This is a genomic window from Blautia wexlerae DSM 19850 (assembly GCF_025148125.1).
GTDB classification, from domain to species: Bacteria; Bacillota; Clostridia; order Lachnospirales; family Lachnospiraceae; genus Blautia_A; species Blautia_A wexlerae.
The window spans coordinates 1,886,016-1,899,380 of the sequence record NZ_CP102267.1; the positions used below are offsets into that span (position 1 = coordinate 1,886,016).

Below are 13,365 nucleotides of genomic sequence, written 5' to 3' on the forward strand. Positions count from 1 at the left end.
TTTTTATTCTGAGGGAGTATTTTTGATTTTGCTTGCTTTGTGTGATGAATTAGAAAAAGTGAGGTAATAACAAAGAAAAGGATTTGCAAAAATCAAGTTGATATATTTATATTAGAATAGTAATATTATGTTAACAACAGACAACAAGAGTGTCTGTTAAGCATTAAAGTAAGATGTTGTGCCAGAAAGCAGTATCTTAGTAGCTTAATATGGGTTTTACATTTACCGCAAGCTGGCTAGAGAGAAATTCTTGAAAGAAAATGTTAAAAGGCTCTGTTTGAACACAGGGCCTTTTTAAGTGAAAAAATTTTATTTTATTTGGATTTGCAGGAGATGACAAGCAACGAATCTGAAAAAATATACACAACTATTAGTGAATGTGTCGAATGAAAACCTTAGATAAGAATAGTAAAACCTTGCAGGTAGGCAAAGGGTAAGATATAATCAATATATATTAGACAAAGAAGGTGACGCAGTGAATGCAAATTACGCTTAAACGGAACGCCAGTTCCGCTACTGCGGAACGGCTATTCCATTTTTAACGGTACGAAGTACCGCTAGATTACATCATTCTGTTTCACGCATATTTATACCGTTCATCTCCAGACGATACGTATGGTGCTTATCCGTGATTCGTGTAAGACACGCATCGGCGTAGGTGTTATCGGCAAACATATCAAACCATGTACTGACTGGAAACTGTGAGATGACTACAGTTGATTTCCTTCCATCCCTGGTGTCAAGGACTTCAAAAAGATCCCGGCATTTATCAAGATCGAGATCCATAAGGCCAAAATCATCGATCACAAGAAGATCCAGCTTGGTCAGCTTATTCAGGTAATCCAGATTTGTGGATTTGATACGTGCCTGTTCCATTTCGCTCATAAGAGTGTTCGCTTTTATATACTTTACACTCTTAGACTGCTTCATTGCAGTTACACAAAAAGCATTGATTAGATAAGTTTTTCCACTGGCGGAAGATCCTTGATGTTAGAATATAAATAGTACAAAATAAACATGACCATTTTCAATAAATATTATATGATAGTCATAGATCAAGAGAGGAGAATGGTTATGGCAAGAGGTACAAGGTATTCACAAGAGTTTAAGGAAGATGCAGTAAGATATCGGTTGGAGCATCCTGAGATTGCGCTTCGTAAGTGTGCTGAAAATCTTGGAATTAGTGAATCAGCACTAAAGACTTGGATGAAATCAGCAAAGGAACATGAAGGAACTGTTCCTACTCGTGGTTCAGGCAATTACGCAAGTGATGAAGCAAAAGAAATCGCACGTCTGCAACGAGAATTACGCGATACAAAGGATGCACTTGAAGTGTTAAAAAAAGCAATCGGTATTCTGGGAAAATGACAAAAACTCTTTACGCTGCTACATCTAAATATGTAGAAGAAATTAACAACCTGCCTGTGAAACGTCAAGTTTCTGTCAGCGGGATACTGAAAAAATTGGACGTTTCACGATCTGGTTATAATGCATGGAAGAAGCGGGTTCCTTCGGACACGTCTATTCGTCGAACTGTTTTAAAAGAAAAAATCCAAAAGATTTATGATGATTCACATCAAAACTATGGTGCTCCTAAAATTGCAGCTGAATTGCGGAAATCCGGAGAAACTATTACTGAAAAAACAGTGGGAAATTATATGCGTCAAATGGGAATAAAAGCGCAATGGATCAAACCGTATACTCAAACAACCATTGATTCTGATCTAAGCCAGAAACTAAAAAATATTTTGAACGAAAAATTTAATCCAGAACATCCAGATGCTGTATGGTGCTCAGATATCACTTATATTTGGACATATGAAGGATTTGTATATCTTACCAGTATTATGGATCTATATTCCAGAAAAATCATTTCCTGGGTACTAAGTGAGACGCTGGAGGCATCTCATGTAGTAAAATGTATTGAAAAGGCAAAACAGTCCAGACATATTGAAAATCCGCTTATTTTTCATTGTGACAGAGGATGTCAATATGTATCAGAAGCATTTCACAAGGCAACGGAAGGAATGATTCACAGCTATTCCAAGAAGGCTTATCCTTGGGACAATGCTTGCATAGAATCGTTCCATGCCCTTTTAAAACGAGAGTGGATTAATCGTTTCAAAATTTTCAATTATACTCATGCATATAAATTGATTTTTGAATATATCGAGACGTTCTACAACACCGTCCGTATTCATAGTCATTGTGGATATTTATCTCCAAATGAATATGAGGAACAATATCTAAAAAATCTGGAAACGACTGTAACAAGCTTAGCAAGTTAACAATTACATAAAAAGAGAAAATTGGTTGTATTTAATTTGTACTTTTTCTTGACATAAGACCACCTGTTACAATGAGATTCTTTCCTTCCTCTATCCAATGGCAGGTACTCAGTCGCTCTATTGTCTGGGTATCAAGCTGACGTTCTGGACGGTAAATAGTATCGTCCAGATCCGCCGCCGGGTATCGCAGATGCGCTTCTTTCATCAGACGATTAAAGCGTTTATCTGCCCGTGCCTGCCACTCTGCATCAACCATTGATGCCATGCGTTCCATAAAAGTGTTCAGATCTGCATTGGGATCTTTCAACTGTTCTTCCAGGATATGTGCCATTTCTGGAACACGGAAACTCTTCAGACGCATGATCAGAGCCTGTTCCTGAGGTGTTAATGTAATGTCATGGGATGAACTCATTTGTATGCCTCCTTTCCACGGATGTTTGTATGGGAAGGAAGTTTTCCGGTTCCGTTTATAGCGCTGCTGGAATGATTATTCTGAACCATGCTAAGTACTTTCTTGAAATAGGAATACTTGCAAGCATTGGCTTCTACGCATTTCTCAGCAGCCTCCTGAATCAGTCTGTGAGGAACATCTTTACAGGAATGGAGTACACCGGCACAGCTGTTGTATGCCTGTTCCTCATGCTTGGAACTGCGGAGTATCCTGTCAATAAGAGTTACCATAGATTCTCCATAAACAGATGCCCATCGTCTGTAATAAGCTCCGTCATGTGCATTCACTTCTTTGTAATACAGGTGTTCTGGAGGCATGTGATTGTCATCTGTAATGTAAAGAGGAAAATCACGGTAAGATCTTGGATGGCGGCAGATCAGCCGGTTATACTCATCACAGATCCGTATCTCCGTCATTGTAGCCTTAAGAATTGCAGGCTTCCCTTTATTGGTATACAATACAGAATAGTAGTGGGCATCATACTCAAGGTGGTAATTATCTGGAACTTTAAGAAAGTATTTATAATCACAAAGTGTGTAACTTTCGCCTGGAAGCTGGTTCATACGCGGTTTGTCGTACTTTTCAAATCCATTCATGCGGGATTTCCGAATGTCAGATTTTTTCTGGAAAGGACTGGTTGATGTCCGCTACGATCTTTTTGACCGCAGCATTCAGAGCTTCCAGAGAGATATAAGTATCTTTCTTTAACTCTTCTACCAGATGCGTCTCCAAGAAACGCACATGATTTTCAACTGTTGGTTTGCCTTTCGGTTTCCTTGGTGGCGGCGGCAGAACGATCGTATCATAAAAAGTTTCCAGATCTGAAAAAGCTGACTGCAGCACAAGTTTATCTTTACTATGCCTGGTAACAGCTGTTCTTAGATTGTCCGGGACAAGATATTTAGGAACTGCCCCATAATAAGACAGTGCATGTACTGTACCGGTAATAAAATGTGGAAGTTTTTCATCCGGAAAGATCTCTGCATAAACAAGACTGCTAAAACCAAGTGTAGTTGTAAAAATGTGAACTTTCCGAAGTTCGCCAGTTGTTGTGTCCAATAGCAGTTCCGGCTGGTCGCCTACCCAGTCAATATACATCTTTTCACCAGGGATCCGTTCCACAGGCATAGATGTTTTTGAAGTACCATAAGTATCTACCATAAAATCACGATACAGCTTATAAAACTGAGCAAGCTAGTAACCGTTAGGATGCTCTTTTTTATAATCAATCCATAGAAAACTCAAGTCAGCATGTTTTCCCATTTGGATCATCTGCTCATGTATTTTTTCAAAATCAGGCAGTTGGATATCCTTATGTCGAAGGTTTTCTTTTGGATAGATGAGATCAACCACCTTTGAGGCTGGCATTTGCCGAAGATTATCCAATGATAAGCCTGAATCTTTGTAGCGGTTCATGATTAATGCAATCCCGCTCCGTTCGATCCGGTAACGTTTTTGTACAGAGTCATAACTGACTTTACTGAGCCGAAGTTCTATGACTCCAAGAATAGTATTGTAGTCGTGCATAATAGTTTCTCCTTTGCACTGTGATGAATAATAGTTACATCACAATAATAAAGGAAAAACGTACCGCTTTGAGCAGAAAACGCGTACCGCTAAATCAGAATGAATGTACCGCCGATTTCAGAATAGGCGTACCGTTCGAGCAGAATTTGCACAGTGAAGGTCGATTTTATAGAATTAACGAATTTTAGAGGTATTCAAAAACAAAGAATCAGGTTTAAAAATAAGAATTTTGTTGCGTTGATTGGTGATAATGCTAGCGGAAAGACAACAATCCTGGAGGGAATCACAAAAGGATTTGTACCGGTATTGAGAACAATTAATGTAGAAGCAATGAAAGAATGTGATCTGGCAAATAAGGATATAAGAAATGGAGCCAATGGCACAACAGTTACATTGGGGATAACATTGGATGGTGAAAAATATGTCTGGACAAATAGACGTAGACTTTCATCACAGCAGCCGTTTGAAAATAATGGAGATGTAAAAGTTGAAGATGTCAAGTCTTTAAAAGAATTAAAGGCAAAATATTCTCAATGTGTTGAAGAGAGAAAGTTGCCGTTAATTCTTTACTATGGAACAGATAGGATTATACGAGAAGTGCCACAGAGAGGTCATATAAAAAACTTTCAGGTAACAGATGCACTCAGAAATTGTTTTGATAACGTTAATTATTTTAGAGATTTTTATGATTGGTTTAAGACAGAAGAAGATATTGAACTTCGGGGACTCCGAGAGAATCCAGAATATAAAAATCCTAAATTAAATTGTGTCAGAACAGCTCTGGAAAGAATGATAAAGGGCTATTCCAATTTAAGAATCGAGTTGGCACCGGCCAGAATGGTGATGACGAATGCAGATGGGGTAGATCTTCAGATTGATCAGTTAAGCGGAGGGTATAAAGCAGTCTTATCAGTTATTGCAGATATTGCAAAAAGATTGTCCATGGCGAATCCGGATTCTCAAAATCCATTAGAGGAAGATGCTGTTATTTTGATAGATGAACTAGATTTGCATTTACACCCAAAGTGGCAGAAAGAAATAGTTGATGATTTAAAGAGGACATTTCCTAATTGCCAGTTTATTGTATCAACGCATTCACCATTTGTTATTCAGTCATTAAATGCAGAAGAGTTATTTGATATTAAAACGATGCAGTACGCAGGAGAAGAAGGCAGCTATAAAGGTTGGAGTATAGAAGCTATTCAGGAACACAAGATGGGTGTAGAACCTAAAACCGCTATTTTTAATCAGTATCTGGAAGAATTTTCATCTGCTATGGATGATGAGAACTATGAAAAAGCCAAAACACTTTATAAAGAATTAAAAGAAATGGTGAGTCCAGGCAGCCATGAAAGCAAGATTTTAAAATTGGATATGGAGATGATTGAAGCAGATGATAAAGCTTGAACGAGGGAAAATACCAGATGAAGTCTGTGAAGAATTAAAAAGGCTGTATGCAGAAATAGCTAATTACTTAGTGATAAATAAAAATTTGTATATGTTTTTGGTATACGACTGCCAATAAAAGATTAATGAACAGAATGTAATTGGATTATGTCATTATGTAAATGAGAGAGAAAAGAGGAAGGAGAAATCCATACCCAGTAAAGGACAAAGGATGAATATTTTAATAATAGGAAATGGATTTGATTTGGCACATGGTTTGCCCACGAAATATGCGGATTTTTTGAAGTTTATAGATTTTTTTTACAAGCATAAGGCACAAGAAAGTTCAAGATTAGAACTGATTGCGGGAGAGGATATCCATTGCTATAAGTATTTTACAGACCTATTTAATAGCAAACAAGATTCTGAATTTGATCAGTATTTATATGATCAATCAAGAAAAACAATTCATGAGTTAAGTGATTTGTGCAAGGATAATGCATGGATTAAATATTTTTCAGAGGTGTATAAAAGCAGAGAGCAAAAAGGGAAAGACGGGTGGATTGACTTTGAAAGTGAAATTTCCCTGATTATACAGACATTCAACAGTGTAAGCAGGGATATACAAGAGACCATACAAAAGGGAGGCGTAGGAACGGTGCTTTCACAAAGGCAATTAAACGTTCTTGCACTATTTGTGGAAAAGATGGATAGTTCATCAGGAATGGCGACCCATGTCTGGAAAAAAGAAGAAATTGACTTTTGGAAACAGAAACTTCTGGAAGATCTGAATAAACTTACACGTGCACTTGAAATTTATCTCTCAGATTATATTAGCAATTTTATGCTGGGAAATGGACTGTCAGATATAAAAAACTTGCCATATTTGGACAAAATTTTATCGTTCAACTATACATGTGCATATCAGAGGATATACGGAGAACATCCGTTTTTGGAGTTTGATTATGTGCATGGAAAAGCTGATTTAAGGAATGATATCCAATCTACAAATATGGTGCTTGGAATTGATGAATATCTGGAAGGAGATGCGAGAGATAAAGACCTCGAATTTATAGAATTTAAGAAATTTTTTCAAAGAATACATAAGGAAACAGGGGGGTTATATGAAGGCTGGCTTGAGGAAATTCAGTCTGAGAAAAAAATATATGAAATATCAGCAATCGTTAAAGAGAATGGAATAGTTAAAAAGCATCACAGAGTAGTTAAGTACCATAAAGTTTTTATATTTGGACATTCATTAGATATTACGGATAAGGATATATTAAAAAAATTTATTTTAAACGAAAATGTTAAGATAATAATTTTTTACACTGATAAAGAGGATTATAAAAAGAAGATTATCAATCTGATAAAAATTATAGGGCAGGATGAATTGGTAAAGAGAACGGGTGGGAAAAATAAAACAATAGTGTTTCAAAAGATAAATACGTGCACATTGGAATCTGATTCCATGAGGGAAAAATAAAAAAGAATAAAGCATGGGAAGATTTGTGAATCCAGACAATAGTGCATTTCAGTTTGCTCTGAATTCCAGAATATATGTGGATAAGACAGATATTGTTAGTATGCACGATGGAGAAAGAGATGAAGAAATGTCTTGTCAATGATTGACAATCGGTAGTATATCTGCTATATTAAGACATATATCTGAGAAAAATCGTTAACCGTTCGGTTATTTAATTTCCCTGTGTGACAATATGATAGAAATGATATTCAGAAAAACATGACATATTAAAAGTAAAGGGTGATAAGATGCTTACAATTGTAAATGGAGTTACATCTAAACAGGTGCTTGCAAATGAAATTATAAATCTTTTGGAAACAATGGGATTAGACGGATATTTTTATTTGGGCTACCCTGTTTTAGGGGGAATTGATGGAAAAATTAAAGTTGATGCATTGTTAGTGAGCGAACAGACGGGTATTGTGCTTTTTGATCTGGAAACATTAGCAGAAGAAAATATGGAAGATAAAATTCAGTTATTGGATGAACTATATAATAATATGGAAGCCAAGCTGAAAAGATATGGATATCTGTCAAAAAGACGAGTTTTACAAGTGCCGATTAATGTACTGTCTTATGCACCCCTTTATAAAACGAAGAGTGATGAAATTTGTACATCAATAGAAGAAGTAAAGGAATATTTAGAAAGTCTGGAATGGAAACAGGGCGAAGAATATTATAAGAAATTACTGGAAGCGATTCAGATGATTTCACAACTGAAAAAAAGAGGTGGCAGAAAAAATCTTCAGAAGGCTTCGTCAAGGGGATCAAAATTAAAAGCAATTGAAGACCAGATTTCCTGCCTGGACAAGTATCAAAGTAAGGCAGTCATTGAAACGGTAGAAGGTGTTCAACGAATCCGGGGTCTGGCAGGATCGGGAAAAACAATTGTTCTGGCATTAAAGGTAGCATATCTGTATACTATGTATGAAAATAAGATGATAGCAGTTACATTTAACAGCCGGGCATTAAAGGGTCAATTTATTCAACTGATCACAAACTTTATTGTTGAAAATACAAATGAGGAACCTGATTGGAGCAGAATTAAAATAATTCATGCATGGGGAAGTAAAAATTCATAAGGTCTGTATTTCAATTTTTGTAAGGCAAATAATCTAGTTTGTTATGATTATATGGATGCGTGCCAGAAATATGGAAGAAATTCATCTGCTTTTGACAGAGTATGTGAAGAAGCCGTAGAATCAGTAACGAATCCCCAGCCATTGTATGATGTGATTTTAGTAGACGAAGCACAGGATTTTTCAAAATATTTTCTTCAGATGTGTTATATGTCACTCCCACATGAAAGCCGTATGCTTGTATATGCATATGATGAACTCCAAAGCCTGGATAACAAAAACGTTGAATCTCCGGAAGACATTTTTGGATACAGTAATGGACGGCCGAATGTAGTGCTTGATAACAGTAATGGTAAGGCGGAGGATATTGTCTTATCAAAATGTTATCGTAATTCAAGACCAGTTCTTATTACAGCACACAGCCTGGGATTTGGAATTTACAGAAAAAAAGAGGCACGGGAGGAAACATCGTTAGTTCAATTATTTGAAGATAAACAGTTATGGGAAGATATTGGATATACAGTGAAAGAAGGTGTGATCAGAGATGGAGAATTTGTAACGCTATATAGAACAGAAGAAACAAGTCCTGCATTTTTAGAGGATCATTCGTCAATTGACGATCTTATACAATTTAGAAGATTTGAAAATAATGTACAGGAAGCGGATTGGATAGTTGAAGATATCGAAAAAAATCTGCATGATGAAGAATTAAGATATCAGGACATTATGATCATTCACCCTGATCCCAAAATTACGAAGAGTTACGTGTCACATATCCGTGTTAAATTAATGGAAAAGGGAATTAAATCGCATATTGTTGGGGTACAGACAACACCAGATGATTTTTTTCAGGAGGATTCTATTGCAATCTCTCAGATTTACAGAGCAAAAGGAAATGAAGCAGCAATTGTTTATCTGATAAATGCGGATCTTTGCGCAAGAGGCATCAACTTATCAAGAAAACGAAATATTATATTTACTGCTATGACAAGATCGAAGGCATGGGTACGGGTTAGCGGAATCGGAGATGATATGGATCTGTTAATACAGGAGTTTAACAGCGTTAAGGAAAGGAATTTTCAATTAGAGTTCACGTACCCGGACAAATCACAACGAAAGAATATGAGAATTATTCATAGAGACATGACTCAAAATGAATTAAGAGATATCAGAAAAAGCAATTCTAATCTGGCGGATATTACCAGTAAACTTGCAAATGGAGAAATTCGAAAAGAAGATTTAGATGAAGATACTGTGAATCGCTTAAAGGATGTGCTGTATAATTGAAAGAACAAGAAAAAGTATTTCGAGAGTTAAAGAAAGTTACAAGGGAATTGATCAGATGTGGACTGGCAGAAGAATATAACTATCCTGTAATTCAACAAATGGATATTGTATGGGAAAAATATCAAAATATTTCGTTATATTTAAGGAATATGGATTACAGTACAATTTATGATGAAATAGAAAAAAATCATAATTATAATGTTAAATTGCCAGATGGCGGTATCATACAGTTGATGTATCGCTTTAATAGAACGGGAAAAGAATTGATTTCGCACAGATTGGGGTATTATCCATCACCGTCGTATGAACTTTATCAGAATGATCCGGAATTATACGATGTTGACTATATTTACGGAGATATTTTAAATAAATCTGTATTGCCTGTGATTATTCGAGCTGATTACAATCGAGATCCGGAGGAGAGCGAACTGCATCATCCATATTCACATATTACTTTAGGGGGATATAAAAATTGTAGAATTCCTGTAGATCGTCCAATATCACCGATGAAATTTGTGAAATTTATTATGGAACATTTTTATTATGTTCCGAGTTCACAGTTGGAATTCAATTTTGAAATTGAGGGTATAGTAGCTTTCGAAGAACATATTGCAGAAAAAGACATAAATAAGAGCAGAATAATAGTATGAAAATGGAGAATGAAATATGGAAATTGTTAGAGAATCTATATTCATACAAACAGCTATAAAATTATAGTGTAAATTATAGTAGAAAAGTAATTGACATATTCATGGTGGCAAGTTAATATAATATTAACAACAGGCAACAGGAGTGTCTGTCAAGCGTTGAAGTAAGGTGTTGTGCCAGGAGGCAGTGCCTTACCAGCTTTATAAGGGTTTAGCATTTACCACAATCTGGCTAGGGAGCAAAAGCTCTCAAAAGAAAATGCTGGGAGGCTCTGCCAAGTGCAGGGCCTTTCTTAATTTTATTATGAAAATAAAGGGAGTTGCGGAAAATATAGATGAGAACAGTTGTTGATTGTGTATCATCATTTATTCCTCTCTTATCAACAATCAACAGAGTATGAAATTGTTCTGGGAAGAAAAAATGTTGCGGTTAAACTTATAATAACGTTTGATAAGAAGGACTGTTTTCATTTGATGGGATTACAGGATTACATATATTATACGACAGATTGAAAAAAGATGTAAAATAGCAAGATTGCCTGATGGAAAATATTTATTCCATCAGGCAATCCTATGTAAACATTTCTTTAGTTTTGATTATTCTGCAGATTCTTTAGAAACAGAATTTTTCTTTTTTCTGGATTTACCAGAAATCATTTTATGACCGGAGTAGATAGCCATAATCATGCAGAGAAGAGAGCTGCAAGCAAAATATTTGTGAGCAGTTTTCATGTTTTTATAGCCGGTATAAAAGGTTCCAATCATGGCTGCCAATGCACCAAGTGACCAATATTTATGTGCTTTCATTTGAATATACCTCCTGCGTTTTTTTATATAATACCTCTTTTTAGAAAGCATGAAAACAGGAAATTTATAAATTCTGTTCTTTCTCAATCTGCTGTTCCTGTTCGTAGCTCTTCCCAAGGATCATATCAATATTGGCAGACACGGTACGAAACTCCCGTTCATAATTCCGGCGGTTAGAAAAATCTTCCCGTTGCATATTTCGCAATTCAATAAGTCGGTCTTTTTCAGCATAGAGGGATTTCGTGGAAGGCAGCTTATTTCCGACAGATTTTTCTTTCAGTGTTCGGAGAGCTGTATCATAAAGAGAAACTTTTTATTTTTATGGTAATAGCTGTTTAGTTTCTGACATTCAGATTACAAACCTGTTTGCGGCAGAGTTATTGATGCCGTATGAAGTCTTTCGGAAAAATTTCTTTGCACATATGAACGAATTGGAAATAACTCCCGGGAAGGTACGGTTGGATGAGGCTATCCGTCTGATTGTTTGTCAGATGAGTGATTTTTTGGTTCCTTATGTGATTAGCATAAATTAAGTCTGCGAAGCAAACGATACTCCTTGGGCTTTGCACAAGGAGATTCATATTTATTGTATTTCGCAGTGTATTACTGGACGCGGAGTGAACAGTAACCAGTAAATAAACAATTTATTGACAAATAACTGACCAGATGTAATAATACCACTCAGAGATAGTATTTGGACTCAAAACTATACTCTGGCTGAAATCACTGGAATCTTATATAAAAGCAGCCAGCCGGAATCCGGAAACGGGAACGGAGGGATGTATGTAATTTTAAAAGATACGAGCCGGTATTTATGATACAAAAAATCAGATTTCCAATAATCTATGGAATAGTAAAACATATTTTATGTATCAGAAACAGGACTCAATATACAGGGAATCAATCAGAAGCGTTTCAGGGTCAAAGTGTATCCTGATGCGCTTTTTTTGCAGATCATAAAGGTATATTTCCTTTTTATGGTGCTGCTTGACTCTGATTTTTCCCGCAGGAAAGGACTATATAAGATGACAATAGAAATGTTAAAAGGAAAAATCCACAGAGCAACTGTTATCCAGGCTGAACTGGATTATGTGGGAAGCATTACTGTGGATGAAGAACTGCTGGAAGCTGCCGGAATACTGGAATATGAGAAAGTTCAGATTGTAGATGTGAACAATGGCAGTCGATTCGAGACATACACAATCTGCGGAAAACGCGGAAGCGGTATGATCTGTCTGAACGGAGCAGCAGCAAGATGTGTAAGCACAGGTGACAAGATTATCATCATGGCTTACGCAGGATATGAGCCTGAAGAGGCACGCACTCATAAGCCTGCAGTTGTATTTGTAGATGAAGAGAATAAGATCAGCAGAGTGACCAATTATGAGAAACATGGTCTGCTGAAAGACATGGCCTGAAAACGTTGATATCAGATTAGAGGCTATCATAAGATGAAAGTGAATTCAGAAAAGAGGCTATCTCAAAAACTATGATACCGGTCCATTGACCGAGAAAGAGGAGATAACAATGCAGGTAACAAAAACAGTAGAAGAAACAAGAAAACAGATCAAAGCATGGAAAAAAGAAGGTAAAACTATAGGTCTTGTTCCAACAATGGGATTTCTTCATGAGGGACATGCAAGTCTGATCAAAAAATGCAGAGAACAGAACGACATTGTAGTTGTGTCTGACTTTGTCAATCCAACACAGTTTGGTCCGACAGAGGATCTTGAGGCATATCCAAGAGATTTCGAACGCGACAGCAAACTCTGTGAAAGTCTTGGCACAGACCTGATCTTCTGCCCTGAACCTTCTGAAATGTATCATGATCCCCATGCATTTGTAAGTATCGATACATTATCTGAGACACTTTGTGGAAAAACACGTCCTATCCATTTCAAAGGTGTGTGCACAGTTGTAACCAAGCTGTTCCATATTGTAGCCCCGGACAGAGCATATTTCGGACAGAAGGATGCTCAGCAGCTGGCCATCATCCGCAAAATGGTCCAGGATCTGAATTTTGATATAGAAATCGTAGGCTGCCCGATTGTCCGTGAAGAGGACGGACTGGCAAAATCCTCCAGAAATACATATTTAAGCGATGAAGAGAGAAAGGCTGCTCTCTGTCTGTCCAGATCCGTAAAACTCGGACAGGAAATCATTCACGCAGGCATTTCCGCAGAAGAACTTCTCGGCAAAATGCGTGCAGTGATCGAGGCAGAGCCTCTGGCAAAAATCGATTACGTTTCCATGGTAGATGCACTTACCATGCAGCCTGTGGAAAAAGCTGATCATAATGTTCTCGTAGCAATGGCTGTCTATATTGGCAAAACAAGACTGATCGATAACTTCAGCTACGAGGTATAAT

General features: G+C 36.7%; 15 protein-coding genes and 1 pseudogene. 9 read left to right on the plus strand and 7 right to left on the minus strand.

Translation table 11 applies throughout. The features are described from left to right. Window positions 1–567 precede the first annotated feature (567 nt). A pseudogene (locus NQ550_RS08795) lies at window positions 568–984 on the minus strand (ATP-binding protein); the annotation flags it as partial. A gap of 90 nt (window positions 985–1,074) precedes the next feature. Between NQ550_RS08795 and NQ550_RS08800 the strand changes: the two are divergent. Together NQ550_RS08800 and NQ550_RS08805 are read left to right on the plus strand one after the other, a co-directional pair. Next, on the plus strand, window positions 1,075–1,368 hold the full coding sequence (locus tag NQ550_RS08800; protein WP_025581345.1) for a transposase: 294 nt from the start codon (window positions 1,075–1,077) through the stop codon (window positions 1,366–1,368). A 56-nt stretch (window positions 1,369–1,424) separates the two neighbouring features. Further along, complete coding sequence (locus NQ550_RS08805) at window positions 1,425–2,288, plus strand: IS3 family transposase (protein ID WP_259838605.1); 864 nt, start codon at window positions 1,425–1,427, stop codon at window positions 2,286–2,288. 31 nt (window positions 2,289–2,319) lie between these two features. Here NQ550_RS08805 and NQ550_RS08810 read toward each other — a convergent pair whose 3' ends face one another. Genes NQ550_RS08810 through NQ550_RS08825 form a run of 4 tightly spaced genes read right to left on the minus strand, consistent with a single transcriptional unit; the run spans window position 2,320 to window position 4,266 of the window. After that, window positions 2,320–2,700 (minus strand): ATP-binding protein, encoded by a 381-nt coding sequence (locus NQ550_RS08810; RefSeq protein WP_259839860.1) that lies wholly within the window; start codon window positions 2,698–2,700, stop codon window positions 2,320–2,322. Continuing rightward, window positions 2,697–3,335, minus strand: a complete 639-nt coding sequence (locus tag NQ550_RS08815) for a Mu transposase domain-containing protein (RefSeq protein WP_259839862.1) — start codon at window positions 3,333–3,335, stop codon at window positions 2,697–2,699. Before NQ550_RS08815 ends, NQ550_RS08810 begins: the two co-directional genes overlap by 4 nt. Window positions 3,336–3,351: 16 nt before the next feature. Further along, a complete protein-coding gene (locus tag NQ550_RS08820; protein ID WP_259839865.1) occupies window positions 3,352–3,900 on the minus strand; it encodes a hypothetical protein in 549 nt (182 codons plus the stop codon). A 33-nt stretch (window positions 3,901–3,933) separates the two neighbouring features. Then, the gene (locus NQ550_RS08825) at window positions 3,934–4,266 is read right to left on the minus strand and encodes a hypothetical protein (protein WP_259839867.1); all 333 of its coding nucleotides are present in this window, start codon (window positions 4,264–4,266) and stop codon (window positions 3,934–3,936) included. A gap of 153 nt (window positions 4,267–4,419) precedes the next feature. On the opposite strand from NQ550_RS08825, the gene NQ550_RS08830 reads away from it, so the two are divergent. The 5 genes from NQ550_RS08830 (at window position 4,420) to NQ550_RS08850 (ending at window position 10,193) form a co-directional block, all read left to right on the plus strand. Further along, window positions 4,420–5,673 carry an AAA family ATPase gene (locus NQ550_RS08830; protein WP_025580423.1) on the plus strand — a complete coding sequence of 418 codons (1,254 nt, stop codon included), beginning with the start codon at window positions 4,420–4,422 and terminating at the stop codon, window positions 5,671–5,673. A 211-nt stretch (window positions 5,674–5,884) separates the two neighbouring features. After that, a complete protein-coding gene (locus NQ550_RS08835; RefSeq protein WP_025580425.1) occupies window positions 5,885–7,138 on the plus strand; it encodes an AbiH family protein in 1,254 nt (417 codons plus the stop codon). Between the two features lie 287 nt (window positions 7,139–7,425). After that, window positions 7,426–8,259, plus strand: coding sequence for a hypothetical protein (locus NQ550_RS08840; protein WP_242833656.1), 834 nt, complete (start codon window positions 7,426–7,428; stop codon window positions 8,257–8,259). 51 nt (window positions 8,260–8,310) lie between these two features. Further along, the gene (locus NQ550_RS08845) at window positions 8,311–9,543 is read left to right on the plus strand and encodes a DEAD/DEAH box helicase (RefSeq protein ID WP_242833657.1); all 1,233 of its coding nucleotides are present in this window, start codon (window positions 8,311–8,313) and stop codon (window positions 9,541–9,543) included. After that, complete coding sequence (locus NQ550_RS08850; protein WP_008704368.1) at window positions 9,540–10,193, plus strand: DUF2290 domain-containing protein; 654 nt, start codon at window positions 9,540–9,542, stop codon at window positions 10,191–10,193. Before NQ550_RS08845 ends, NQ550_RS08850 begins: the two co-directional genes overlap by 4 nt. A gap of 594 nt (window positions 10,194–10,787) precedes the next feature. Here the strand turns inward: NQ550_RS08850 and NQ550_RS08855 are convergent. Continuing rightward, window positions 10,788–10,997: a DUF6219 family protein gene (locus NQ550_RS08855; RefSeq protein ID WP_008704367.1), complete on the minus strand. Its 210-nt coding sequence runs from the start codon at window positions 10,995–10,997 to the stop codon at window positions 10,788–10,790. Window positions 10,998–11,061: 64 nt separating this feature from the next. Then, window positions 11,062–11,193: a hypothetical protein gene (locus NQ550_RS08860; protein WP_008704366.1), complete on the minus strand. Its 132-nt coding sequence runs from the start codon at window positions 11,191–11,193 to the stop codon at window positions 11,062–11,064. 829 nt (window positions 11,194–12,022) lie between these two features. Here NQ550_RS08860 and panD point away from each other — a divergent pair. Together panD and panC are read left to right on the plus strand one after the other, a co-directional pair. Next, on the plus strand, window positions 12,023–12,415 hold the full coding sequence (gene panD / locus NQ550_RS08865) for an aspartate 1-decarboxylase (RefSeq protein ID WP_008704365.1): 393 nt from the start codon (window positions 12,023–12,025) through the stop codon (window positions 12,413–12,415). 109 nt (window positions 12,416–12,524) lie between these two features. Next, window positions 12,525–13,364: a pantoate--beta-alanine ligase gene (gene panC / locus NQ550_RS08870; RefSeq protein WP_008704364.1), complete on the plus strand. Its 840-nt coding sequence runs from the start codon at window positions 12,525–12,527 to the stop codon at window positions 13,362–13,364. Window position 13,365 lies beyond the last annotated feature (1 nt).